The 26359-nt window shown below is 36.9% G+C and carries 13 protein-coding genes, 9 pseudogenes and 1 riboswitch; of the genes and pseudogenes, 12 read left to right on the top strand and 10 right to left on the bottom strand.

Annotation, left to right across the window (positions count from 1 at the left end; genetic code table 11):
• Window positions 1–227 precede the first annotated feature (227 nt).
• The 3 genes and pseudogenes from BTN50_RS06075 to BTN50_RS11265 all read right to left on the bottom strand — a co-directional run.
• Entirely contained in the window at window positions 228–2543 is a 2316-nt protein-coding gene (locus BTN50_RS06075) for a methyl-accepting chemotaxis protein (protein ID WP_096619409.1), read from the bottom strand.
• 284 nt (window positions 2544–2827) lie between these two features.
• Window positions 2828–2950 (bottom strand): hypothetical protein, encoded by a 123-nt coding sequence (locus tag BTN50_RS11800; RefSeq protein WP_256386967.1) that lies wholly within the window; start codon window positions 2948–2950, stop codon window positions 2828–2830.
• Window positions 2916–3430 (bottom strand): annotated as a pseudogene (locus BTN50_RS11265) (IS5 family transposase); the annotation flags it as partial. The gene BTN50_RS11800 and the pseudogene BTN50_RS11265, both read right to left, overlap by 35 nt.
• Window positions 3431–3548: 118 nt before the next feature.
• Here BTN50_RS11265 and BTN50_RS12655 point away from each other — a divergent pair.
• Window positions 3549–3717 (top strand): annotated as a pseudogene (locus tag BTN50_RS12655) (IS5/IS1182 family transposase); the annotation flags it as partial.
• 217 nt (window positions 3718–3934) lie between these two features.
• Window positions 3935–4770, top strand: a pseudogene (locus BTN50_RS11270) (IS5 family transposase); the annotation flags it as partial.
• Window positions 4771–5131: 361 nt separating this feature from the next.
• Here BTN50_RS11270 and BTN50_RS06090 read toward each other — a convergent pair.
• The gene (locus tag BTN50_RS06090; RefSeq protein ID WP_096619544.1) at window positions 5132–5530 is read right to left on the bottom strand and encodes a YbaN family protein; all 399 of its coding nucleotides are present in this window, start codon (window positions 5528–5530) and stop codon (window positions 5132–5134) included.
• Between the two features lie 579 nt (window positions 5531–6109).
• Window positions 6110–6288: riboswitch (Lysine riboswitch) on the top strand.
• An 87-nt stretch (window positions 6289–6375) separates the two neighbouring features.
• Here BTN50_RS06090 and BTN50_RS06095 point away from each other — a divergent pair.
• Window positions 6376–7956 carry a Na+/H+ antiporter NhaC family protein gene (locus BTN50_RS06095; protein ID WP_096619411.1) on the top strand — a complete coding sequence of 527 codons (1581 nt, stop codon included), beginning with the start codon at window positions 6376–6378 and terminating at the stop codon, window positions 7954–7956.
• A gap of 187 nt (window positions 7957–8143) precedes the next feature.
• On the opposite strand, the gene zapG is transcribed toward BTN50_RS06095, so the two are convergent.
• Window positions 8144–8563 (bottom strand): Z-ring associated protein ZapG, encoded by a 420-nt coding sequence (gene zapG, locus BTN50_RS06100; protein ID WP_096619412.1) that lies wholly within the window; start codon window positions 8561–8563, stop codon window positions 8144–8146.
• A 187-nt stretch (window positions 8564–8750) separates the two neighbouring features.
• On the opposite strand from zapG, the gene zapE reads away from it, so the two are divergent.
• From zapE to rpsI, 3 genes are all read left to right on the top strand, one after another.
• Window positions 8751–9854 (top strand): cell division protein ZapE, encoded by a 1104-nt coding sequence (gene zapE / locus BTN50_RS06105; protein WP_096619413.1) that lies wholly within the window; start codon window positions 8751–8753, stop codon window positions 9852–9854.
• A 212-nt stretch (window positions 9855–10066) separates the two neighbouring features.
• Window positions 10067–10504, top strand: a complete 438-nt coding sequence (gene rplM, locus BTN50_RS06110; protein ID WP_096619414.1) for a 50S ribosomal protein L13 — start codon at window positions 10067–10069, stop codon at window positions 10502–10504.
• A 2-nt stretch (window positions 10505–10506) separates the two neighbouring features.
• Window positions 10507–10896 carry a 30S ribosomal protein S9 gene (gene rpsI, locus BTN50_RS06115; RefSeq protein ID WP_096619415.1) on the top strand — a complete coding sequence of 130 codons (390 nt, stop codon included), beginning with the start codon at window positions 10507–10509 and terminating at the stop codon, window positions 10894–10896.
• A 136-nt stretch (window positions 10897–11032) separates the two neighbouring features.
• On the opposite strand, the pseudogene BTN50_RS06120 reads toward rpsI, so the two are convergent.
• Window positions 11033–11951, bottom strand: a pseudogene (locus BTN50_RS06120) (IS5 family transposase).
• Window positions 11952–12938: 987 nt separating this feature from the next.
• Between BTN50_RS06120 and BTN50_RS06125 the strand changes: the two are divergent.
• The 3 genes and pseudogenes from BTN50_RS06125 (at window position 12939) to sspA (ending at window position 15605) form a co-directional block, all read left to right on the top strand.
• Window positions 12939–14161, top strand: a pseudogene (locus tag BTN50_RS06125) (cytochrome b).
• Between the two features lie 50 nt (window positions 14162–14211).
• Window positions 14212–14880: pseudogene (locus tag BTN50_RS06130) on the top strand (cytochrome c1).
• An 86-nt stretch (window positions 14881–14966) separates the two neighbouring features.
• Window positions 14967–15605: a stringent starvation protein SspA gene (gene sspA / locus BTN50_RS06135; protein ID WP_096619416.1), complete on the top strand. Its 639-nt coding sequence runs from the start codon at window positions 14967–14969 to the stop codon at window positions 15603–15605.
• A 651-nt stretch (window positions 15606–16256) separates the two neighbouring features.
• On the opposite strand, the pseudogene BTN50_RS06140 reads toward sspA, so the two are convergent.
• Window positions 16257–17117, bottom strand: a pseudogene (locus BTN50_RS06140) (IS5 family transposase).
• A gap of 132 nt (window positions 17118–17249) precedes the next feature.
• Here BTN50_RS06140 and BTN50_RS11275 point away from each other — a divergent pair.
• Window positions 17250–17423 (top strand): annotated as a pseudogene (locus BTN50_RS11275) (IS5/IS1182 family transposase); the annotation flags it as partial.
• A 60-nt stretch (window positions 17424–17483) separates the two neighbouring features.
• Window positions 17484–18339 (top strand): annotated as a pseudogene (locus tag BTN50_RS06145) (IS5 family transposase); the annotation flags it as partial.
• A 632-nt stretch (window positions 18340–18971) separates the two neighbouring features.
• On the opposite strand, the gene carB reads toward BTN50_RS06145, so the two are convergent.
• The 3 genes from carB to BTN50_RS06160 form a co-directional block, all read right to left on the bottom strand.
• On the bottom strand, window positions 18972–22208 hold the full coding sequence (gene carB / locus BTN50_RS06150; RefSeq protein ID WP_096619417.1) for a carbamoyl-phosphate synthase large subunit: 3237 nt from the start codon (window positions 22206–22208) through the stop codon (window positions 18972–18974).
• A 16-nt stretch (window positions 22209–22224) separates the two neighbouring features.
• Window positions 22225–23364, bottom strand: a complete 1140-nt coding sequence (gene carA / locus BTN50_RS06155) for a glutamine-hydrolyzing carbamoyl-phosphate synthase small subunit (RefSeq protein ID WP_096619418.1) — start codon at window positions 23362–23364, stop codon at window positions 22225–22227.
• Window positions 23365–23981: 617 nt separating this feature from the next.
• The gene (locus tag BTN50_RS06160; protein WP_096619419.1) at window positions 23982–25082 is read right to left on the bottom strand and encodes a response regulator; all 1101 of its coding nucleotides are present in this window, start codon (window positions 25080–25082) and stop codon (window positions 23982–23984) included.
• 345 nt (window positions 25083–25427) lie between these two features.
• Between BTN50_RS06160 and nadK the strand changes: the two genes are divergently transcribed.
• Window positions 25428–26309: an NAD(+) kinase gene (gene nadK / locus BTN50_RS06165; protein WP_096619420.1), complete on the top strand. Its 882-nt coding sequence runs from the start codon at window positions 25428–25430 to the stop codon at window positions 26307–26309.
• Window positions 26310–26359 lie beyond the last annotated feature (50 nt).

Consider the following 26359-nt stretch of genomic DNA (forward strand, 5'->3'; position numbering starts at 1 on the left):
ATATTGAAGTTAACTTAGCCATTTAGAGGGTAGATTGATCATTGAGTTTAACGGATAGGGCTCAAAAAATGATAACATAGGCATTGATAATAAGAGATGCAAGCTTACATTAAATCGTGTTAAAAAAGTAACAAAATACCCATTGAAAATCAATAATAAAAAACCACTAGTTTTTAAGCGAGTGGCTTTACGTAAATGCTGGCCTTTATAAGGTATAAATGTTTTGCTTAGGTAATTTTAAACATACCAATCTGATTAGTTAGCTGTTGTGCCTGTCCATGGATATTATGCGCAGTATTGTCCGTATTGATTGCTTTATCAGATACAGACTCAGCGGAACGTGCGATATTATTAACATTTTCGGTGATTTCTTCGGTGACGGTTGATTGCTGGCTAGCAGCCGTTGCTATTTGCGTATTCATGTCATTGATTGCAGTCATCATGCCTGCAATTTTTTCAAGCATTTCATTGTTTTTATTGCAGTTTTCTACGCTACTGGCAACAAATTGATTGGCGCCAGAGATTCCGCTGACAGCCTTGGCTGTTTCAGTTTGTAGCGATTGTACTTTTGCGCGGATTTCTTCAGTTGATGTTTGTGTCCGAATTGCCAACGAACGAACCTCATCTGCTACCACACTAAACCCGCGTCCCTGTTCGCCTGCTCGGGCTGCTTCTATCGCAGCGTTCAAGGCCAATAGATTAGTTTGCTCTGCAATGCCCTGAATAACATCTAACACAGTGCCAATAGAGTCGCTTTCAGCTGATAGTTGCTGCATTGACTGGGTTGCATCTTTCATTTTTGCGGACAACTCAGAAATCTCGTGCACAAGTTGCTTGCCTACATTAGCACTTTGCCTAACGGATTGAACGACATTTTCAGATGATTCGGATGCATTATTAGCGTAGTTGGCAACTTCAGTAATGGATGCGTTCATTTCGGTAGCAGCGGTAGCGACTTGGCTGGAATTAGCTGCTTGGTCATCTACTTCTTTTCGCATAGTATTGATATTATTTTGAATATCATTGGATGCGTTACTTAAGGCTTTTACGGTGCTGTCAGCTCCTTTTATTACACCCATGAAATCTTGTAGCATGATGTTCATAGAACGTGATAATTCTGCTAACTCATTGTTGCCTTTGGTTTCGAGTGTGGTGGTTAAATCATGAGCAACCGCAATATGGCTAATTTGTTGACTCAATTTATTGATTGGTTTACTGATGCTATATGCAATGAACCACGCAATCATTACAGACATAAGGATAATGATTGCACCAACAAGTATAGCTACTTGGTAAAGCGAACTGTTTAACTCAGCTACCTCTTTCATCGCTTCCGTTTTTTCTATTTCAGAAACTAATGCCCATGTTTTTCCTAAAATATTAATGTCGCGATAAGCGGCGAATACTTCTTTTCCCGCATGGTTCATGACGATGCTTAAACCAGACTCTCCACTTAGTGCTGCATTTACGTGCGTAGAATTGATGGGCTGCTGGCCTGCTGAAGAAGCGGTTACATCAATACGTTCAATGGTCTTACGTGCGACACCACTTTGATGGAGCATATCAAGATATGCTGTCTTGTTTTGTTCAAGTAAGCGACTTTGAGAACGCATCAGGTTGTCAGGGCCAACAATAAATATTTCGCCTGTTTCACCTAATCCATCCTTTTCCCAATTGCCGCCGTAGGTCATAATGTTATTAATTGCATTAATGGGCATTTGGAAAATAAGCACCCCAATTGTGATTCCATTTTTGAAAATGGGTGTAGCAATGAATGAGGCTGGACTATCGTAAGATGGATAGTAGGGTGCAAAATCTATAAAACTGAACTCACCTTGGTTCATATTTTTTGCCTCTACGAATGATTCAGCAAGCCCACTTTTTGCATAAGGCCCATTTTCTAAATTCGTTGCATAGTCGAGTTCTTTAAATACGGAGTAAACAATATTACCAGAAAGATCAACCAAGAATATATCATAATAACCGAAGGAATCTAGGAAAGTCCGGTAATTTGGATGATAAAGATGATGTGTTTCGCTATAAGTCGTCTTATCGTTCGCTTTATCGAGAAGGTGTTTATGGCCAAGAGAGTTTGGATTCATACCAATATAAGTTTGTTGGAGTAATTTACCTGCCATGCTAATATTATCTAAACTAGAGATAGCCATTGAGGATGTTGCATTTGTCTCTTTGTATCTTACACCAAATTCATTGTTGTAATAATTTCGAAGTGCCTGTGCTTGCCCGTTGACCATGATGGCTTCTGAAGGTACATTTTTGAAGCCCTGCGTAAATTGCACCATTGCGTCTTCTGTCATTGTTGAATTAGCAAGATTTGTCAATTGTTTACCAATGGTCGTGAAGTACTGTTCAATTTCTGCTTTTTTCATTTCTCGTACAGATAGCAATTGATTTTCGATCTGATGTTCCAGTGCTGTACTTGATATTTTGTTGGCCGTAAAGGCAAGTATCAATGCTGTAGTTATAACAGCAATAATACTCATGGCAATAAAAGCGCCTTTTATTTTAGTCGATATTTTCATTTTTTTGCTCCGATATTGCTACAACTGTAACAAATGCTAATCATTTAAAGTGTAGGTAAATATCGAACATTTAGTGTTATTTAATTGTATTTATGCTTACTTTATTATACTTAGTAAGGTGAACAATGATAAGATCCTTTAGGCATTAAATTGAATTTGTTGTAATATTTTTCTCTACAATGATTATTGTAGAGTTCTGTTTCCTCATTCGAGTTCAGATAATAAATTTAACATGATTGACGGTTAAACAATCGTTTTGATAGCCATATTTCGCTTTCCAATGTTTATTGGAATCGCTCGTTTAATTTAAGCGGTTTTATAATATTGTCTGGTGCTGTAAACACCATCAGCTGATATTTCATTGATTTTTCAGTGTGTCTGTTTGAGCAAGTTAGGTAGCACTTCACCGTCAGTCACAGGTGACGCACTTAACGCAGCAGCAATTATTTTATGCGTATTGATATCTCTCGCTCAATATAACTTGCACCAGACTCGCCGTTTTCCATCAGAACCATGCTTTTTTACTTTCCATTCTCCTTCACCGTAGATTTGGAGTCCCCTAGAATTAATGGTTAAGTGCTGGATGCTTACTTGATTTTTCGTTTTACACGTGACGTTAACTCTTTTGGCCCTCTTGCTAATGCATAAATAGTAAGGGTACGGTAATGGCAGTTGAGCAGGTTTGAAAACAAAATGAATGAATCATTGCAGACCTCTCAATGGCATTAAAAATACGTATTTAACCATGTGAACCGTTTTAATGGCTAAGCACTAAATAAACGAGGTCTCCCATGATTACTCTGCTCAATGTGATTCCATCACTGAATAGTTTCTTCATCAATCCGAAATGTTAGTGAACCACAGTTGGTTAAAGCTGTATTATACAGCTCCTAGTCAGTTGTTTTATAGCGAAGATTATTCATAAACTTGAATATTTAAGTTAGCCTAGTTGTTTAGAGTATCGATTTGGAAATGAAGTTCTCTTATTTAGGAAATACAGTCGATTACTATAAACGTTCCCTAGCAGAGACAGCAATGGTTCGAGTTAAAAAAATATTATAGGATATTGAGTTTAAGGAATTATATAATTCAGATTAGTGAAACCTACGGCATGATAAAAGCCTTAAATAAGCTGATAAGACTAGGTATGTTGAACATGAAAGTGATTATTTAATAGTGAATCATGAGGGGTTTTGCTATTGAACTACAATTAGGAAATAAAGCCTTACTAATCGTCACCATTATTATTAATTATTATTTTTTACAAATAAATGTAGTCCATAAAGTACAAAATAGACCATGGTGAATACTAATGTTATCGTAAATGATGCTACTGAATCTTTCTGCTTGAATATTTTTACAAAATTTATCAATAAGGTATAAAAAAGCATATTGATGAAGAAGCTATTTAGCTATGGAATCATAAAAAGCAGAGTCATCATGGGAAACCTCGTTTATTTAGTGCTTAGCCATTAAAACGGTTCACATGGTTAAATACGTATTTTCAATGCCATTGAGAGGTCTGCAATGATTCATTAATTTTGTTTTTAAACTTGCTCAACTGCTATTATCGTGTCTATAACGATTAATATATTAGCAAGCGGTCCAACATGATTAATGTCACGTGCAAGAAGAATCAAGGAAGCATCCAGCGCTTAGCCATTGATTTTACGGGATGCCACGTCTGAGGTTAAGGAAATGGGAAATTAAAAAAGTATGGCACTGATGGGAAACGGCGAGTTTGGCGCAAGTTACACTTAGCGGTAGGTATAAATACGCATGAAATAATTGCTGCTGAGTTATGTGCATCAAATGCGACTGACGGTGAAGTGCTACCTATCTTACTCAAACAGACCCGCCGAAAATTCAATTAAATATCAGTTGATGGTGCCTACGGCACCAGATAATGTTACGAAATCATTCGTATTGAATGAGCGGTTCCATTCATACCACTAAAAAAAGAACAACTTTTTGGAAACGAGGCCATTCGTGTAATTTAGTGGTCAGTTACCAGGAGTTATACGGTTCCAATCAGCATCGAAAAACTAGGTATGGTTACCATAAATCTTCCTTATCAGAGGCGGTAATATTTCGAATCAAAAAACTACTTGGAGGCATATTGAGCTTAAGAGATCATACTGTTCAGATGAGCGCGACTTATGTCATGATAAAAGCGTTAAGTAAGCTGACGGGGCTAGATATGCCTAAAATAAAAGTAATTGTTTAATCGTTAATTATTTTGAAATTTGCTATCTGAACTCGAATGAAGAAAGAAAGACTACTTAGTCGTTGTCATGGCTAAGTAGCTAATAAACGAGGTCTCTCATTATTATTCAGCTTAGTTTGATTCCACAAATGAATGATTTCTTTATTCAACCCAGAGTGTTAGTGAATCACGATTGATTAAAGCTTGATTATACTGCTTTCAGTTAGGTGTTTTGGTAGCAAAGATTATCCATAGACCTTAAGTGATTTAGCTGTTCAGAGTGTAGATTGATAGTTTAGTTCTTTAATTTACGTAACAAAACTCCTATTAGGTGTATTTTTATAGGACTTAAGCCTCCCCAGCAGTTTAATTTACCATTATCCTAAGTGTTTTTTGTAGAGCGGGCAACTGCTTTAGTTTCGGGTAGACGGTTAAACCAAATTAAAAGCATTATCACCATTGCAGTTAACATGATTTTTTGCCAAATTTCTGGCACAATATAAATTGAAATAAAAAAACTTAACACAATAAAGATATTAGCTCTCCATTTTATTCGTCGATCAACAGCACGATATTGTTTCCAATTATAGATAATAGGGCCAAATGTTGGGTGCTGATGGAGCCATCCTGCAATAGTTGGTGAACCGCGTACAAAGCATGCACTAGCTAAAAGCAAAAATGGCGTGGTCGGTAGTAAAGGTAGAAAAATACCAATACAACCCAAGATGACACACAGCCAACCTACGCTGATTAGCAAAAAACGCTTAAGTATATTTTTCACTCCTTCCTTTTCTTCATCCAAAGTTGCTATCAACCACCGAGAATCGGAAGCTGCGGGAACATGGTAGATTATTTTAATCAAAGTACGGTAACCAAATAAAAGAATACATAATATCAAATTAGCCTTTGTACCTTAAGACCATGATTACATCTTTATATTCATCTACATCTTCTGCGCTCATGTAATATACTCATTCAGTGCCCTTCTAAATGCTGACAAACCTTGGATTTTATGCAGTTTTATTGGTGCAAGTTAGAATTAATACTTTCGAATATATTAGATTACGATTCATGTGCGTACGATAAATGAATAATGCTTAATATAGTAAAGATAGCACATTTGTAGGGCTTTGTTTCCGAATTTTAATTCAGATAGCAAATTCCCTTCAAAACTTCTGAGTATAGACTGCAGTATTGAAGTGAGCTTAGTGATTTAAATTGTAGGGTGATGATTTAGTCTCTCTCGCTTAAAAAACAAAGTTGGGAGTTATTAATTGTTTTTAATGCGGGTGAGGCGGACTATAAAACTAATGGTTTGCTTATTGCAAAGTTTTCAATGCTACATACAATACGTTAGCTTTATGTTCGTAGAGGTGCTCTAGTCATCAGTATTGTTAGGGTGATACCTTCAAGGACATGTGAAAAGGAAGGAGTGTCGCAGTAGAAAGAAGTGTATCAAGTTATTCTACTGGGGTTGTGATCGAATAGATACGACTCTGCAATAATATTGGAGTTTAATTATGAAGCGTTACTGTAGTTTTTATTAATGTGTATATCAATGTTTCATAATATTGAGTTTTCCATTTTTGCAGTAGATTTTTAACCTTATAGGTTGATATAAAAATTATGAATTTAGTCAATTTTTCCTCTTCTGCACTATCAATATTACCCGCTATTTTAGCGTTGAGTATAGCAGTTATTACTCACCGTGTTTTGCTTTCATTGGGTTTAGGTATAATCTCTGGTGCATTGTTGCTAAATGATTTTTCATTTTCAGCAACATTATTGTATATCTCATCACATGTCTTGGATTTGTTTGTCGACAACGGAGGCGTTAATTTTGACAAAATGAGTATTGTGGTTTTTCTCATGTTAGTTGGAATGATCACTGTTTTAATTACACTTTCTGGTGGAACGCATGCATTTGCAGCATGGGCACAAAGACGAGTAAAGAGCAAGCGTGGTGCGAAACTACTTGCTGTGTTTTTGGGCGTATTTATTTTTATTGATGACTACTTTAATAGTTTGACTGTTGGTGCCATTATGCGTCCTGTCACGGACCGATTTCACGTGTCACGCGCGAAGTTAGCTTATATTCTAGACTCTACTGCAGCTCCGATGTGTGTAATCATGCCCGCATCAAGTTGGGGCGCGTATATCATTACCGTTATTGGTGGAATTTTGGTGAGTCATGGTGTAACTGAATACAGTCCGTTGAGTGCATTTGCACGCATGATTTTAATGAATTTTTATGCTATTTTTGCTTTGTTAATGGTGTTTGCTGTTGCTTGGTTTCAAATGGATATTGGTTCAATGCGTTATTTCGAGTATCAGGCATTAACGGGTAATCGTCTGGGTGATGGAAAAGATTCAACGTCATCGTTGGATAACGAATTAGGCATTGAAGAAAGCAATAAGGGCCACGTGTCCGATCTTATTGTGCCTATTGCTGTATTGATTGTTACTACTATTTTTTGGATGATTTTTTCTGGGGCTGAAATACTTAAAGCGAACGCTAAATCTTTCTCAATTCTTGGTGCTTTTGAAAATACTGATGTCGGTATGTCTCTTCTTTATGGTAGTGGTTTAGGTTTGTTATCTGCACTTCTAACTGTTTCTAAGCAGCATTTATCCGTGCCTGAAATTAGCTATGCTATGTGGGTGGGTGCAAAATCGATGTTTGGTGCGATTATGATCTTATTCTTCGCATGGATAATTGGTAGTGTGATTGGTGATATGGGTACAGGTAAGTTCTTGTCGACACTTATTCATGGTAATATTCCACACCAATTACTGCCGGTTATTTTATTTATACTCTCAGCTGCTATGGCATTCTCTACGGGCACATCATGGGGTACGTTTGGCATTATGTTGCCAATCTCTGGCGATTTATCGGCAGTAACAGACATTACTTTAATGCTACCAATGTTGTCGGCGGTTTTAGCTGGTGCTGTCTTTGGTGACCATTGCTCTCCGATTTCAGATACTACGATTTTGTCTGCAACCGGCGCGCATTGTGGGCACATGGACCACGTGTTGAGTCAGTTGCCGTATGCGTTGGCGGGTGCGATTATTGCCGCGGTAGCTTATCTTGTATTGGGTTTCACTGAATCACTCACTATTGCATTATTAGTTGGTTTTTGCATATTCATATTAGTATGTCTCATGTTAATGTGGTTATCACGTCGCCCTAAAAAATATTGCTAAAAATGACTTTATTTACTAATTTATGAAACACAGTAATGATGAATAAATAATCAAAAAATAACGTCTACTTGAAAAATAAATATTATTAAATAACTTTTTACAGTGATGCTTTCAAAGATTAATAACAAGTGACAGGTGCTCAATTTTGCATCTTTAAGTTAATTTAGTATATGCAAGAGGGATTTCACTAATCTCCTTTGTTGGTTTTAGTCGCATCTTTTAGTAATCCAGTCGCTTGGTCGGAATAATCACGTGGTGGCCCCTGAGTTGTGTTTTCTTCAGATCCAGTCGTCATATCAGATAATTCACTGATACGTTTAACGAATGGATTATCTTGTTCTGGCAAGTGAGGTATCAACTCTTCTGATGTTATTGCCATGCGCTGGTACAATTTGGTGTAGTCACGCGATATATTGTCGAGTAATTCAGCACTTTGTGTAAAGTGATCGCTGAACTTTTGTCGATATTGCTCAAGTTCATAGCGAGACTGCTTTAGTTCTTTTTTTAAATTTTTTTGTTGAGCGTTGTTTCGCATTGTTAATCGGGCAATACAGGAGCCAATGACAATACCTATGCTCACAAAAATAAGTATGTTGATCCAAGCCATGAATTCTCCTTGACATTCAGTAAATTTTTGAACATCAGATGATTAATATTGTATGGCTAGTCTAAACTTGCCACCTGAGTAGGTACGAACCCTCCAAATACATCAGCTATTATACATGGCAAAAGTTATGCATGATACTATTGATTCTGAGAGTAAAGATATTTATAGTCACAGTTAGGTGTAATGAATGACACCGTTAGAATTATATTTAAAAGATTTACAACGGTTAGATTTTTTTGAAGATGCATCACAAAAAAATGCGGTAAAAATGCTGGATAATTTATATTATCGACTTGTTCAGCAAGTGAGTACACCCAAGAAAAAAATTTCATTTTTGCAACACTTATTTAGCAAGCAATTAGCCTTAATACGGCCAGAAAAGGGGCTTTATTTCTGGGGTGGTGTTGGTAGGGGTAAAACCTATTTAGTTGATACATTCTTTGATAGTTTGCCTTTTGACAAAAAAATACGAATACACTTTCATCGTTTTATGCACCGTGTTCATGAAGAGCTTAAAGCTCTTGATGGCCAGGTTGATCCGCTGGAAAAGCTCGCAATTACATTAGCAGCCGAAGCGCAGGTTCTTTGTTTTGATGAGTTTATTGTATCAGATATTGCCGATGCCATGATTTTAGGCAAGTTAATGGAAGCTTTATTCAAACGTGGGATCTGTTTGGTTGCGACATCAAATATTGTTCCGAATGATCTCTACAGAAATGGTTTACAGCGTGCTCGAATCCTTCCAATGATTGCACTAATCTATCAAAATTGTAATGTTGTGAATATTGATTCGGGGATGGATTATCGATTACGTATTTTGAAACAAGCTGAAGTTTATTATTATCCATTCAATAAGCAAGCAAAAATTAATCTGAAAACTTATTTTTATCAGTTAGCGACAGAACCTTATTTTTCAAACTATTTTGTTGAAATCAATCATCGTCAGCTGAACGTTATTAGAGGAGCTGAGGGCGTTGTGCATTTTAACTTCAAAATTCTTTGTGATGAGCCGCGGAGCCAATCTGACTATATAGAGATTGCATCTTTATATCATACCGTTTTGTTGTCAGAAGTACCACAAATGGGTGTTGAGAAGGATGATGCTGCTCGACGATTTATTGCCATGGTGGATGAGTTTTATGAAAGGCATATCAAACTTATTATTTCTGCAGAAGTACCAATAGATATTCTATATACGGGTTGGCGATTGAATTTTGAATTTGAACGCTGTTGTTCACGTTTAAAAGAGATGCAAAGTTATGATTATTTAGGACTTGAGCATCTCCCATAATAAGGTTCGATGCGTTAATAGCATTGTTATTAATGATTATGAAAAAAATAGGTGATTTTTTTTATATCCTTCTCTATAATTTTGCAACCCACCGTTACTGTTGAAAGGCTTAAGCCAAGGGTACACTACTCGAAGGGGTATTGAATGGGCTCTTAACAGTGGGAGCATTTGCTCCTTAAATGAATTTTAAAATAATCGGGTAATTTATTAGCATGAAAACTTTCGTTGCTAAACTAGAATCTGTAAAACGTAACTGGTACATTGTAAATGTTGAAGGTAAAACTCTGGGCCGCATTGCAACTGAAATTGCATCTCGCCTGCGTGGCAAGCATAAGCCAGAATATACTCCGCACATTGATACTGGTGATTTCATTGTAGTTATCAATGCGGACAAAGTTACCGTAACTGGTGCAAAATTTACTAATAAGATATACTATAGTCACACTGGCTACATTGGTGGCATTAAAGCAATTAGCTTTGGTAAGCTGCAAGTGAAGAAACCAGAAATGATCATTGAACTTGCCGTTAAAGGTATGTTGCCACGTGGTCCTCTAGGTCGTGCAATGTTTCGTAAACTTAAAGTTTACGCTGGTGCTGAGCACAAGCACGCGGCACAACAACCGCAAGTACTGGACATCTCAGGAATATAACAATGGCAGAACAATACTACGGCACAGGTCGTCGCAAATGCTCCGCAGCTCGTGTATTCATCAAGCTTGGTAGTGGTAATATTTTAATTAACCATCGTTCATTAGAAACCTATTTTGGTCGTCCTACGGCTCGTATGGTAGTTCTTCAGGCCCTTGAACTTGTAGACATGACTAATAAATTAGATCTTTATATTACTGTTACAGGAGGAGGTATTTCTGGTCAAGCTGGTGCAATTCGGCACGGTATTACCCGTGCATTGATGGAATACGATGAAACGCTGCGTCCTGTGCTACGTGCCGCTGGCTTCGTTACGCGTGATGCTCGTAAAGTTGAACGTAAGAAGGTTGGTCTACGCAAAGCACGTCGTCGTCCGCAGTTTTCTAAACGTTAATTCAGTTCTGTGTAACGTTTTGGACCGAAAAGTCTGATTTTATGTCAGACTTTTTTATTTTTCCGATGTCTTTTTCTTGTTGATAATTTGGTATCTTAATTTGCATTCAGCTAGTAAATCCCAGCATAATGAGCAATTAAACGATTAGTTTTGTGTTAGGTATGCCTAGCCCTATCAACTTATTGAACGATTTTATCGTGGTGTAAGTTTAATCAATCTAAACATTGTAATCTCTTCAGTCCAATGTCTTCCAAGCAGTTTTTTGATTCGAAGCATTACCATTTTTGATAGGGAACGTTTATGGTAACCATACCTTGTTTTTCAGTGTTGATTGAAATTGTGTAACTTCTAGTAACTAACCGCTAAATTATGCGGATGATTTTGTTCCTAAAAAAGTTGCTCCTTTTTTTGGTGGTATGAGTGGACTTACCCGTTGAATACGAGGGATTTTATAATATTATCTGATGTCGTAAGCACCATCAGCTGATATTTCATTGATTTTTGGCGGGTTTGTTTGAGCAAGTTAGGTAACATTTCACCGTCAGTCATATTTGATGTATTTAACTTAACCGCAATGATTGCATGCGTATTTATATCTACTGCTAAATGTAACTTGCGCCAAACTCGCCGTTTCCCATCAGCGCCATGCTTTTTTATTTTCCATTATCCTTTACCGTAGATTTTGAGCCCTATAGAATTAGTGGCTAAGTGTTGGATGGTTCCTGTATTCTTCGTCTTGAATGTAACTTCAACTGTTTAGGCTCATTTGCTAATGCATTAATAGTAAGAGCATGACAATGGCAGTTGAACCAATTTAAGAACAAAATTAATAAATTTTTGCAGATCTCTCAATAGCATTGAAAATACGCATTTTACCATGAAGGTCGCCGTAATAGCTAAGTCGCTAAATAAACAAAGTCTCCCAGGATTATCCTGTTAGTTTGATTTTATAGCGGAATAACTTCTTCATCAATTCACAATGTTAGTGAGCCACGATTGATTAAAGCTTGATTGTACTGCGTCCAGTTAGTTGTTTTGTAGAGAAGATTGTTCATAAATCTGAATATTTAAGCGAGCTTAACTGTTTAGAGTCTTGGTTGAAAAATTAGTTCCTTTATTCAAAAAATAAAGCCGGTTACCATAAACGTTCCTTATGTAGAGACAGTAATGGTTAGAGTCAAAAAATTACTGAGGGAACATTGGGCCTAAAGGATCACACAGCTTAGGCTAGCTAAGCCTACGGCACGATAAAAGAATTCAATAGATGGACAGGACTAGGTATGCCTAATACGAAAGCGATTGTCTAATAGTGAATTATGTCGGGATTTGTTATCTGAATGCAAATTAGGAAACAAAGCTTCTTATAGGTCGTATTTCAACTAAGTAGGATAGTGATGAAAGGTGATGAATAAGCGGTCAGTGACTCACCCAAAGATTTCAGGTTTCCGGATATCCCCAATAAATTTCAAATATCATATATTAAAACCTGCATCTTCACATTGATTGAATATAGCTAAAAAATGACGTATTTTTCATAGTTATTGTAAAAAATAGTTTTATTTTTTAAGGGTGTATTTGTGTGTTATTTAAAGATAATTCACCTTATGGCATGCAATAAATTTTTCCGAATTAGTCGTACGCTTTATGGACGTGTATAAGGACAGTTTGTAAATTTTCGTGGGAGCACATGGGAGAATATTGGATGAGTAATGCATCAGTGATAAGCTGCGCGGTCCTAGATCACAAGAGCCTCAATAACCTGAGTATATTTCAGGAACTTATCGATCTATTAAACAAAAATTATTTATTGCAATAGATCTATGTATACATTTTGGATGCTCACCAACATATCTCCCTGATAGTTTGGAGAGCAAATTTAAGGTGTTATGGTGCGAAGTTTGATGTGGCTGGTCGTGTATTCCAGAGCGTTCCGACGCAACTAAATTTGGTTATTTTTTCGTATATATATCTTCATTATAACCGTATTTTAGTGGGTGCAGATGGGTAATTTACTGAATTGAATTGAAAAACGTTTCCCGGTTATGGATGCATATAAAAAGCATTTATCTTGATATCCAATACTTAATAACTGTAATTTTGGTACTTGTTTGTTTTCATAGCTATGCTGATATTAGTGAACTAGCTATTGACTGGCATTTGGTTAACCATGCATTATAATCTGTCGGTAGAATGTACTTTTGCTTCTGTTGAGCATATTATGCGTGATGTCGAATATGGATGGCTGTTTAGACACATGCATTCAACGGTTGCATGTGCATTCTTTGTCGGTATTTACCTGCACATGTTTTGTGCTTTGACGTACGGTTCGTGTCAGAAGCCACGTGAGCTGCTGTGGCTTTTTGGTATGTTTATCCTCTTGGCATAGATGGCTGAATCTTCTATTAGTTATTTGCTTTCTTGGGGCAAATGTTTTACGGGAGTGCTCAGGTTATCATCTAACTGTTTGGTGTGATTCCAATTACTGGTGACGATTTAAAGCTATGGATTTCTGGGGGTTATGTGCTCTCAGGAGCAATACTTAATTGTTTCTTTGCGTTACACATTATTGCTTTACCGAGTGTTATTTTACCTTTAATTAGGTTGCATATTTTGGCACTTCATGAAGTGAGTTCTAATAACTCTGGTGGTATCGAAACGAAATTTCCAAAAGGACCGAAAGAGAAAGCTTACGCTATGCAGTTTGTACTTTATAATACGATGCTACGAAATATGGTATTATTGAGTCTGTTTCTTTTCATCCTTATGGAAGAGTGAAGGATTGGGTTGGTGTCGCGGGCTTTGGTATTTTGTTTGCTTCCGTGATATTCTTCAATCTGGAGATGGATGGTTATTTGTTTGAACTACCTAATTTTAAAGAGGCTAATCTAATCAAAACGCCTGATCATATTGCATTAGTTTGGTATTTTCTGCCCTTCTATGCAATTTTACATGCTGTTCCAGATAAACTAACGGGTGTTATTCTTATGGGTTTGTCAATCGCAGCGCTATTTTTACTGCCTTGGCTTGATCGTTGTGAAGTACGCTCTTATTACCATCGTAGTAAATTACACTTAATAAATATTATTTAATTTGTTATATCTTTTATTGCGTTGGGCATGTTAAGCACCTTACCAACAATGAATTTTATATCTTATTAGCTTAGATCTGCAACTTTGGGTACTTTATGTTCTTCGTGCTCCTGTACATTTACAACAAAAATGAAATGACAAAACGATTAGCGGAGAGGATACATTATACATTTTAAAATAATTTTTTTGCTTTTTTCCTTCTCTGGTACTCGCTGCAGGCGATAATATGCATTCAAATTCTGCGAATAATGATTTATCAAATAAGGTCTCTTTGTAAAATGGTATAAAGCTATTCATGAATTATTGTTTCGGCTGTCATGCGATGCAATAGCAGCATTATGAGCGTGTCGCGGATCATCTAGACATTTCCAAAAAGTTAATGATGGAGCATTTGGTGTTTGGTAAATATACTAAAATTGGTGATTTAATAAAAAATATTATCATTCCATCAGATGTAATAATATTTTTTGGTGGACCTGCATCTGATTTAACACTAGTTGCTCGTATTCGTGAAACTGATTGAATTTATACATATCTGAGTTTTTTTTATGAGTATTCATCTCGCCCATTTGGTGTGAATAATACTATTTTTTAAATGTGGTATGTCGCATGTGCTAAAAAAATTTCATGGAACTCCTGTGAAACAGTACAAGTCCGTAATGGTCGATGCAAGATAAGTGATGAATTTGTTGGTTTCATATCACTTAGTAATCATGCTCTTAGCTCTGAAGAATATGATGATGCAATGCGTGATTTAACTAATTTTTTCGAGTATTCTGGTGAGCGAAATAAGTTAAAATGCGAACAAATAGGCTATTGGGTTATTGGTTTCTTCTTGATTTTCCTTATATTGACGATTTTGCTTAAGAAAGAATATTGGCGTGATGTGCATTGATCGGTTAATCTAATGAATTATTGATCCATAATGGGGGCAAGAGCTCCCATTGTTTTTTTTCATGATGCAATATTCTGGAGGAGTTAATGGCTGTTGCTGCCAATAAACGCTCGGTGATGACGTTGTATTCTGACGCATCAGACATGTATAACCATCAGGTTCGCATCGTTCTTGCAGAGAAGGGAGTAACCTATGAAATTGAGCTTGTTGATCCTAATAACCTGCCAGAGGATCTTCTGAATCTAAATCCGTATAATTCGGTCCCTACTTTAGTTGACCGTGAATTAGCGTTGTATAATGCGAATATTATTATAGAATATTTGGATGAACGTTTCCCACATCCTCCTTTAATGCCGGTTTACCCTGTGGCCCGTGGTAATAGCCGTCTGATGATGTACCGCATTGAACGTAACTGGTATACGTTAGTTGAAAAAATTGAAAAAGGTAATGCGGTAGAAGCAGATGCAGCACGTCGTCAACTACGTGAAGAACTGCTTGCGTTAGCTCCTGTATTTGCTGAGTATCACTTCTTTATGAGTGAAGAATTTAGCTTGGTTGATTGTTATTTAGCTCCATTATTGTGGCGTTTGCCTATAATGGGGATAGAACTTGGAATGTTAGGCGCACAAGAAGTAAAAATATACATGACGCGTATTTTTGAAAGAGATTCGTTTTTAGCTTCATTGACCGAAGCTGAACGGGAGATGCGTTTAGCTGGTCAATAATGAATAATGTAAGTCGTAAGTCACGGTGTGCATACTTGTTGTGATTTTTTATTGTTAGTTGCTAAATAATGATCTATTGCTTCATTTGGTAGTTAATGTAATGTTACTTCACGTTAGTGTATTCGTTTAGGAGGGTCATGTTATATTTTGCCACGAGTGCAGTGGGTCGTCTTGAATTTATCTACAAAGAAATGATATTTATGCACGATTTAGTGCCAGTTTAATATAAATATTTGTATCACCATATGTAGTGTTGCTTGTCTATTTTTGAAAAAATAATATACAGTAATTTTATTGATTGAGAGTTAATTCATCAAGCTGAACTAGAAAATGTAAGTGCAATTGTTTCATGTGATGATGTATTTGGTCTAAAGAGTTACATATATACATCCAGTGAAGATGTTACTCCGATAAAGGTAAGTCTAAAGGCTATCCGTTGCTGATTATCGTAAAATAAAAAAACAACCATCAAGCTAATAGTAACTCGTTTAAGAGCACGTGGTTTTTCATTTAATCATGTATTTATTAGATTCAACTTAGCATAATATACTTGTTTTTTTGAAGGGGCTGTTGTTGATGTTAAGTACTACTTTTGTCAGTAAATTAAGATTGAATTTGAATTCAGATAGTAAATTTCCACATGATTCATTATTAGATAATTATTTTCGTGTTAGATAGACTTAGCTCAGTTAGCTTATCTAATGTTTTTATTATGGCGTAAGTTTGGCTAATTTGAGCATTTAATTTTTTAAGTTCAATGTTCCTCCTAGTAGTTTTTTAACTCAAAACATTGTCGCCCCTAATAGGAAGCGTCTATGGTAACTATATTTCATTTTTCAAGACTAATTTAAACTGTATAACTTCTGGAAACTGACCGCTAAATTACGCGGGTAATCTTGTTCCCAAAAAATTGCTTTTTTTCATGGAATGAGAAAACTGCTTGTTTAATATGCACTGTTTAATAACACTTCCTGATATCGTAAGCACCATCAGCTTATATTTTATTAATTTTTTGGCGGGTTTGTTTGAAAAAGTTAGATAGCATTTCACTGTTAATCATATTTGATGCACTAAACTTAAAAGCAATGATTGCATGCGTATTTATATCTACCACTAAATGTAACTCGCAGAAGATTTACCGTTTTCTATCAGTGCTATGCTTTTTTACCTTTCATTCTCCTTCACCGTAGGCTTTGAGCCCGTATAACCAATGGCTAAGAGCTGGGCGTTTTCTTTATTCTTTATCTTGAACGTGACGTTAATCGGTCGGACTCGTTTGTTAAGGCATGAATCGTGAGGGCATGATAATGACAGTTAAGCAAGTTTACGAACAGAAGTAATGAATTCGTGCAGACTTCTCAATAGTATTGAAAATGCGGATTTAACTATGAAGGACGTCGTAGTAGCTAAGATGCTAAATAAACGAGGTCTCTCATGATTATTCTGTTTCGTTTGATGCCATAGCTAAATAGCTTATTCATCACTTAATAATGTAAGTGAACCATGATTGATTTAAGCGTTATTATGCCGCTTTCAGTTAGTTGTTTTATAGCGAAGATTGTTCATAGACCTGAATATTTAAGTTAACTTCACTGTTTAGAGTGTTGATTGAAAATTTAGTTCCCTTATGTAGGAAATAAAGCTGGTTACCATAAACGTGACCTAGCAGAGACAGCAAAGGTTAGAGTCAAAAAACTACTGGGAGGAACATCGAGCTTAAGGGAGCACGCAACTCAGATTATTGAAACCAAAACCATGATAAAAGCATTAAATAAGTTGACCGGGCTAGGTATGCCTAAAACAAAAGCGCTTGTTTAATCGTTAATCATGTTGGGATTTTCTATTCTAACTTGAGTTAGGAAACAAAGCCGCAAAGAAATGCAAATTAAAAGTGCAGGTTTGAATAGGATTCACGATAAAATAACTAACTGGAAGCCCTATAATTAAGCTTAAATCAATTGTGGCTCATTAATACTTTAAATTAATGAAAAAGTCATTCAGCTATGGGATCAAATTAAGCAGAGTCATTGTGAAGACCCCGTTTATTTAGTGACTGAGCCATTGTAATGGTTTTCATGGTCAAATGTGTATCTTTAATGCTGAGCAGAGGTTTGCAAAAATTCATTGATTATGTTTCAAAGTTGCTAACTTGCTCTTATTATACCCCCCATTATTCATGCAGTAACAAGCGAGCTAAAATGGTCAGCATCAAGTTTAAAACGAAGACTAAAGAAGTTATCTATCACTTAGTCACTGATTCTACGGGGTTAAAAGTCTACGATGAAAGTTAATGGTAAGTAAAAAAGCATGGCACTGATGAGAAACAGCGAGCTTAACGCAAGTTACATTTAGCGGTAGATAGGAATGTGAATGAGATTATTGCTGCGGAGTTAAGTTTATTAAATGTAACTGGCGATGAAAGACTATCTGATTTACTCAAACAGATCCCGTTGAAAAATCAATAAAATATAAGGCGAAGGAGTTTGCGGCACTAAACCATATTATGGAACTGTTTGTATTAAACGAGTTGTTTCATTCATTCTTCTAAGAAAAGGAGTAACTGTCTGAGAGTAAGGTCATATGCATAATTTAACGGTCAGTTACCAGAAGTTATACGGTTCAAATAAACCATGGAAAACGAGGTATAGTTATCATAAACGTTCTTTATCAGAGGAAACAATATTTTACATTAAAAACTACTCGAAGAACATTGAGTTTGAGAGATTATAATGCCTAGATTGACTTAATCAATGCAATGATAAAAACATTAAATAAGCTATTATAGCTGAAATGAAAGCAATTGTCTAATGGTGAATCATGTTAAAAGTGTTATCTACATTTGATAAATTAAACCTAGCAGCAATGATTTCATGTATGGTTTATGTCTACGACTAAATGTAATTTGCATCAGGCGCAATGATTCCATTAATCTTTGTCTTGAACACGACATTAATCATTTGAGCTCTCTTACTAATGTTCGAATAATAAAGGCATGATCATGGTAGTTGAGTAAGCGACAGAACAGAATTCAGGAATCCTTATAGACCTCTTATTGCATTAAAAATACACGTTTTACTATAAAACCATCGTAATGGCTAAGTAGCTAAATAAACTAGATTATTTATAATTATTTTGCTTAATCTAATGCCATAGTTGGATGGCTATTGCATCAATCCAAAATGTCATTGCAATACAATTAAATTGGATCCGTAGACCGAACTATTCAAGTAAATCTAGCTGTTTAGAGCGTAACCGAATAATTTAGAGGTACAAAAAAGCCGGTTATTATGGCTGGTAATAAGATGATTAGCAAAGTAAGTCCTCTATCAATCTTATTGATTATCTTTTTACAGTGTTTTTAAAAAATTACATTTTTACGTATTTTTTAGCAATGCGTTCGTGAAGCTCTTGTACAGAGTTCACTTTCGACAGATTCGTTGCTGCATATGCCATACAGGTTGCGAATGCTGCGTTTAGTGTTGTGGTGTAATTCACTTTTTTAGCAAGAGCACCTCGACGAAGCACTTTTGAATCTTCAATTGCTTGGCGACCTTCCGTTGTGTTCACAATGTAGTTGTACTCACCGTTCTTTATGCGGTCCAGAACATGCGGACGACCTTCATGTACCTTGTTAACTAAGCGAAAATTTATACCAGCTTCACCCAGAACGACTGCGGTGCCATGCGTTGCATCTAATTTAAAACCAAGTTTGATAAGCTTCTTGGCCAAATCAACAATACGTTGTTTATCATTGTTGCGAACAGACAAGAGTGCTCGATTTTTTGCGCTGTACTTTTTACCACAACCCAAATCGGCTTTAGCAAAAGCTTCCGCGAAAGTATCACCCACGCCCATCACTTCACCAGTAGAGCGCATTTCTGGGCCTAATAGTGGGTCAACACCAGGAAATTTATTAAATGGCAGAACCACCTCTTTTACTGAATGATACGGTGGAATAATTTCTTGTGTAAAACCTTGAGATTCAAGAGACTGACCCACCATGACGCGTGCGGCAATTTTAGCTAATGGAACCCCTGTTGATTTCGAAACGAAAGGAATCGTGCGTGCTGCCCGTGGGTTTACCTCGATTAAATAAACTTCATTATCTTTCACAGCAAACTGCGTGTTCATCAATCCACGCACACCCAATTCAAATGCCAGTTTTTTAACTTGTTGACGTATAATACTCTGAATTACTTGGCTTAATGTATAAGCAGGTAGTGAACATGCAGAATCACCAGAATGAACACCAGCTTGTTCGATATGCTCCATGATACCGCCAATCACAACACGGTAACCATCACAAATAGCATCAACATCAACTTCAATCGCATCATCAAGAAAACGATCTAGCAGTACTGGTGATTCATTAGAAGCGCTAACCTCTTCTATGAAATAATGACGTAGATGGTTTTCGTCATACACAATTTCCATTGCACGGCCACCCAGAACATAAGACGGCCTCACCACCAATGGAAAACCAATTTTTTTTGATTTTTCAATAGCTTGATCTACGGTAGTTGCCGTGTCGTTTTCTGAAGTTTTTAAACCAAGGTGGTTAACAGCAGTCTGAAAACGTTTACGATTTTCTGCTCGATCTATTGCGTCAGGACTAGTCCCAATGATTGGCACCCCCGCCATTTCAAGTTCTCGTGCAAGTTTCAGTGGGGTCTGACCGCCATATTGAACGATAACGCCTTTGGGTTTCTCTACACGTGTAATCGCCAGTACATCTTCCAGTGTTACCGGCTCGAAGTACAAACGGTCTGACATATCATAGTCAGTAGAAACAGTTTCCGGGTTACAGTTAACCATGATAGTTTCATAACCGTCCTCACGAAGCGCTAATGATGCGTGAACACAGCAATAGTCGAATTCTATACCTTGGCCAATACGGTTTGGTCCGCCGCCTAAAACTATGATCTTATTTTGGTCTGTTGGGTTCGACTCACATTCTTCATCGTATGTACTGTACATGTAAGCAATATTAGAAGGAAATTCAGCTGCATAGGTATCTATACGCTTATAGACAGGATGAATGTTGAATTGGTCACGTAGCTTGCGTATTTCGCTTTCACTGACATCAAGTAATTTGCTCAGACGAGCATCTGCAAAACCTTTACGCTTAAGCTTACGCAATACATCTTTATTAAGACCAGTAAATCCATTTTTTTTGATTTTTGTTTCTAGTTTTACGATTTCTTCAATCTGGACTAAGAACCAGCTGTCAATATTCGTTAACTTGAAGATATCAGGAACTGACATACCAGCACGAAATGCATCTGCAATATACCAAATGCGCTCTGCACCTGCATCTTTAAGCTCATGACGAATTTTAGTTAGTGCATCAGGTGCATCCAAAAGAACCATTTCGTCAAAGCCTGTTACGCCAACTTCTAGTCCACGCAAAGCTTTTTGCAGTGATTCTTGTTGGTTACGACCAATCGCCATCACTTCACCGATAGATTTCATTTGTGTGGTTAAACGGTCATTTGCACCCACAAATTTTTCAAAATTAAAGCGAGGGATCTTTGTAACAACATAGTCTATGGTAGGTTCAAATGATGCTGGAGTTGTACCGCCAGTAATATCATTCATCAATTCATCAAGAGTAAAACCAACAGCCAGTTTTGCTGCTATTTTCGCAATAGGGAAGCCTGTTGCTTTTGATGCTAATGCTGATGATCGAGACACCCGCGGATTCATCTCAATGATAACCATACGGCCATTCTTTGGATTGATGCCAAATTGCACGTTTGCACCACCTGTTTCAACACCAATTTCACGCAGAATCGCGAAAGATGCATTGCGCATTAATTGGTATTCTTTATCCGTCAGAGTCTGAGCTGGCACAATAGTGATGGAATCACCGGTGTGAATACCCATCACGTCAAAGTTTTCGATAGTACAAACGATTATACAATTATTATTTTTATCACGAACAACTTCCATTTCATATTCTTTCCATCCGATCAGAGATTCATCAATCAATAGTTCGTTAGTTGGAGATAGATCTAAACCACAATGACAGATTTCTTCAAATTCTTCTTTATTATATGCAATCCCACCTCCTGTGCCACCCATTGTGAACGAAGGACGAATGATACAAGGGAAACCAACCATATCTAAAACTTTGTAAGCTTCTATCATTGATTTCGCAGTATCTGCATTAGGACATGCAAAGCCAATAGACTTCATCGCCTTGTCAAAGCGTGAGCGATTTTCGGCTTTATCAATCGCATCAGCAGTGGCTCCGATCATTTCTACACCGAATTCTGCACAAACGCCGTGTTTTTCAAGAGCTAATGCGCAATTCAGTGCGGTTTGACCACCCATAGTAGGCAACACTGCATCTGGACGTTCTTTTTCAATAATGGTGCGTACTACGTCCCATTGTATAGGTTCGATGTATGTTGCATCTGCCATTTTAGGGTCGGTCATGATTGTTGCGGGGTTAGAGTTAACCAAAATAATGCGGTAACCCTCTTCCCCCAACGCTTTACAAGCTTGCACGCCTGAGTAGTCAAACTCACACGCCTGACCAATCACAATTGGACCAGCACCTAGAATAAGTATACTTTTCAGGTCTGTACGTTTTGGCATTCTTTGCTACTCTGCATTACGCGCGATGTTGCTTAATAAGTTCTATAAAATGATTAAAAAATAGTGCTGCATCATGCGGACCAGGGCTTGCTTCTGGATGCCCTTGGAAACTGAATGCTGGTATGTCTGTGCGGTGAATGCCTTGCAAAGAGCTATCAAATAGTGATATGTGAGTAGCTCGTAAATTAGCAGGCAATGTCATTTCATCTACTGCAAAACCGTGGTTTTGAGAGGTAATAATGACAACATTGCGGTCCAAGTCTTTAACTGGATGATTAGTACCATGGTGACCAAATTTCATTTTCATTGTTTGTGCACCAGACGCTAAAGCAAGAATTTGGTGACCTAAGCAGATACCAAAAACTGGAATGCCTGTTTCTAGTAATACTGTAGTTGCTTCAATTGCGTAAGTACATGGTGCTGGATCACCGGGACCATTAGACAAGAATATACCATCAGGATTCATTGCCAGCACATCGTCTGCAGATGTTTGCGCAGGTACCACGGTTAAACGGCAACCCCGATCAACTAACATGCATAGAATGTTGCGCTTTACGCCCAAATCATAAACAACAACATGATATGGAAATGTGCTGCTGTCTTTTGCTTCTGGTATACCATTCTCTAGCGTCCAAGAACCTTGTTTCCATTCATACGCTTGTGCTGTCGTCACTTTTTTTACTAAATCTATGCCTGTGAGACCTAAAAATGCCTGTATTTTCACTGATGCTAATGCTGCATTTAAGTTATTACCTGCAGCAATACAACCATTTTGAGCACCTTTTTCACGAAGTAGGCGTGTTAATTTACGGGTATCAATGTCAGCAATGCCAACGATATTTTGAAATTTCAGATAATCAGAAAGTGGTTGTTGACTGCGAAAATTGGAAGCAATGAGAGAAATATCACGAATTACCAAACCTTGTGCATGAATTTTTGAAGACTCTTCATCTTCGATATTAGTACCTGTGTTGCCAATATGAGGGTAAGTAAATGTTACAATCTGTTGAGAATAGGAAGGATCAGTGAGAATTTCTTGATATCCTGTCACCGAGGTATTGAAAACAACTTCACCAACAGCAGAACCATCAGCACCAATGGACTCACCGTGAAATATAGTTCCATCTTCTAGGACTAAGAGCGCGGACTGGCTCAAGACAACCTCCAAATCAATAAAAATGCAAAAAATAATATTGCTGCATTTTATTATACGTATTTTTAATAAATTATTATGAGGCTTAATTTTGATAAATTACTTATTTATTAAAGATCCACGTTTAACGTATCAACATTATAGTTGAAAAAATATGAATTTTAGCCAAGCTATAAGCTGAAGCAACAAAAAACAGCATTAAATATGTGTAAATAATGAATTTTTAGTCTATTAAAATAACTCTTTGAAGAGGGTAAGGCTTAAGAGTAGATAAAAGATCTCGTTTGATTTGTAATCGTTTATATTGTTTTGATTGAACTAATATTAAGAGCCACATAATAATAAAATAAGCATATTATATATTTATAATTAGTATAAATACTTGATTTTTTGAGTAATTTAAAAGCATATTTTAGATCTATTTTATTTTTTAACTAGAATTCAGATAGCAGGTTCCAGCATGAGTAACAATTAAACAATAGTCTAATAGTTACTCATGCTGGAACCTGCTATCTGAATTCGAATGAGGGAACCAAGCTACACAAAAGCAGTAATGTGTGAATAATGCATTGGGCCGCTATCATTTTTATGATAGGCAACGGAATATAGTTAATTGTCAGTTAATCTTCGTATATTTTTGCGATATAAATAAATTCCTTTTTCATATCAAAGACCAGGTCAACTAACATTGGGTCAAAATGAGTGGTACGTCCTTCGCGGATAATTTCAAATGCTTCATCGTGAGACATTGCCACTTTGTAAACACGTTTACTGACTAGTGCATCGAATACATCTGCGATAGCCATTAAACGTGCACTGAGTGGTATATCCTTTTCACTCAGTCCTTTTGGGTACCCAGAACCGTCCCATTTTTCATGATGTCCAAGTACAATTTCTTTTGCCGTATTTAAAAATGGGTACTCCGCATCCACCTCTTTTTCTGCTTTCGTGATGGCATCGTAACCCAACTTGACATGCGACTTCATGATATCAAATTCCTCTGCTGTTAATTTGCCTGGTTTAAGTAAAATAGCATCTGGAATACCCACTTTACCTATGTCATGAAGTGGAGCGGTTTTAAATACCATAGTAATGTATTCAGGCGTGACTACTTCAGTGTATTTACCTCGGAGATAAAGTTGATCAGCAAGAATTTTTACATAGTATTGCGTTCTAACAATGTGGTTCCCGGTTTCTTGATCGCGCGTTTCCGCTAGGCTTGCTAACGCATTGATTGTTACATCTTGAATCACGCTCAACTCGTTGACTCGGCGTTGAACTTCGGCTTCTAAAAATTCATTTTGATTATGGAGAAAATCTTGAGACGCTTTATTTGCAAGGTGGATCTTGATGCGGGCCATGGTTATTGGTGGGCTCATTGGTTTTTTGATGTAGTCTGCCGCACCCACGGAAAATCCGAACTCCTGATCTTCTAATTTGGATTTAGATGTTAAAAATATTATAGGGATATCTTGTGCCATTTTTTGTGTTTTGATCTTACGACAAACTTCATACCCGTCCATGCCTAGCATTACAACATCTAATAATATGAGGTCAATAGAAAATTTTTCTACTATTGCTAACGCAGTTTTGCCGTTGGTTGCAGCCTTGACTTCGTACTTGTCTTTTAACATTTCACTGACGAAAATTAAATTCTCCGGAGTATCGTCAACGATTAGAATCGTTGCTCGTTTATCTGAATTACTTTTCGGTAACAGCATCAAAGGGATCCTAAATAATTTTCCACTTATATAATCCTAGGTCTACTTTTTACATTGTTCCAATAATGAGACCTGATAATGTAATTAAGATATACGTTAGTTTTTATATATATTTTTAGACTATGTGAATGCATTAATTTTTGATATGGCTGAATATCGTTAAGTTAAACTGCGATCTAGTGTTTAGCATGCCTTTTGTTCCTTAATTCAGAGTTAGAGAGTAAATTTAAACATAATTTACTATTAGACGCTTGCTTGCGTTTTCAGGTCTCATTAATAGCAAAGTACGACAAATTTTTGTTATTCAATTATAATCGAGTCTCTAAATAGTGCAGGGTCAATGAAATGTCAAAGCGTTTTAAAACAATAGCTCTGGTTGGAAAACCAAGAAATTCACAATCCGTTGCAACCCATGAAAGTCTGTATAATTGGCTAACTGCTCATGGCTATCGAACCTTAGTCGACAATCGGCTTAATAATGACGTAAATATCCCTGCGCAGGATTTCCACGATTTACTTTCGTTAGGTGAAAAAGCCGAACTTGCTATTGTCATTGGTGGTGACGGTAACATGCTTGGTGCAGCGCGCGTTTTATCGCATTTCAATATTTTTGTAATTGGTGTAAATCGCGGCAAGCTTGGTTTTCTTACCGATATAGATCCGGACGATTATCAGACCTTACTGTCTTCTGTTCTTGCAAATGAATATATAGAAGAATATCGTTTTTTACTGGAGGTTGAAATTCATCGTCATGGGAAGGTTAAAAGTCATAATGCGGCCCTCAATGAGGTCGTCTTACATCAAGGACAAGTTGCTCATATGATTGAATTTGATGTGTATATCGATGATAATTTTGCCTTTTCTCAACGCTCGGATGGGCTTATTATTGCTACGCCCACAGGTTCAACTGCTTATAGTTTGTCTGGTGGTGGTCCTATTCTATCACCCGGTCTTGAAGCGATTTCTCTCGTACCAATGTTCCCGCATACGCTATCGAGCAGACCGCTGGTGGTGGATGCGACTTGTCATATTAAACTTGTCATCTCACCAGACAATGGCAGCATGCTTAAAGCCAGTTGCGACAGTCAAGTTTTATTGCCAGTTAACCCTGGAGATGAGGTGCATATCTTCCGCAGCCCTTCATTTTTAAAGCTTATTCATCCTAAAAATTACAGCTATTACAAAACACTACGAACAAAATTAGACTGGTCAAATAAGTTACTTTAAAAATCACTTAACATATATCAAAAAGAGCAGATAGTGTCTGCTCTTTTTTT

Source organism: Candidatus Enterovibrio altilux, assembly GCF_002381345.1.
In the GTDB taxonomy this organism is placed as follows: Bacteria; Pseudomonadota; Gammaproteobacteria; order Enterobacterales; family Vibrionaceae; genus Enterovibrio; species Enterovibrio altilux.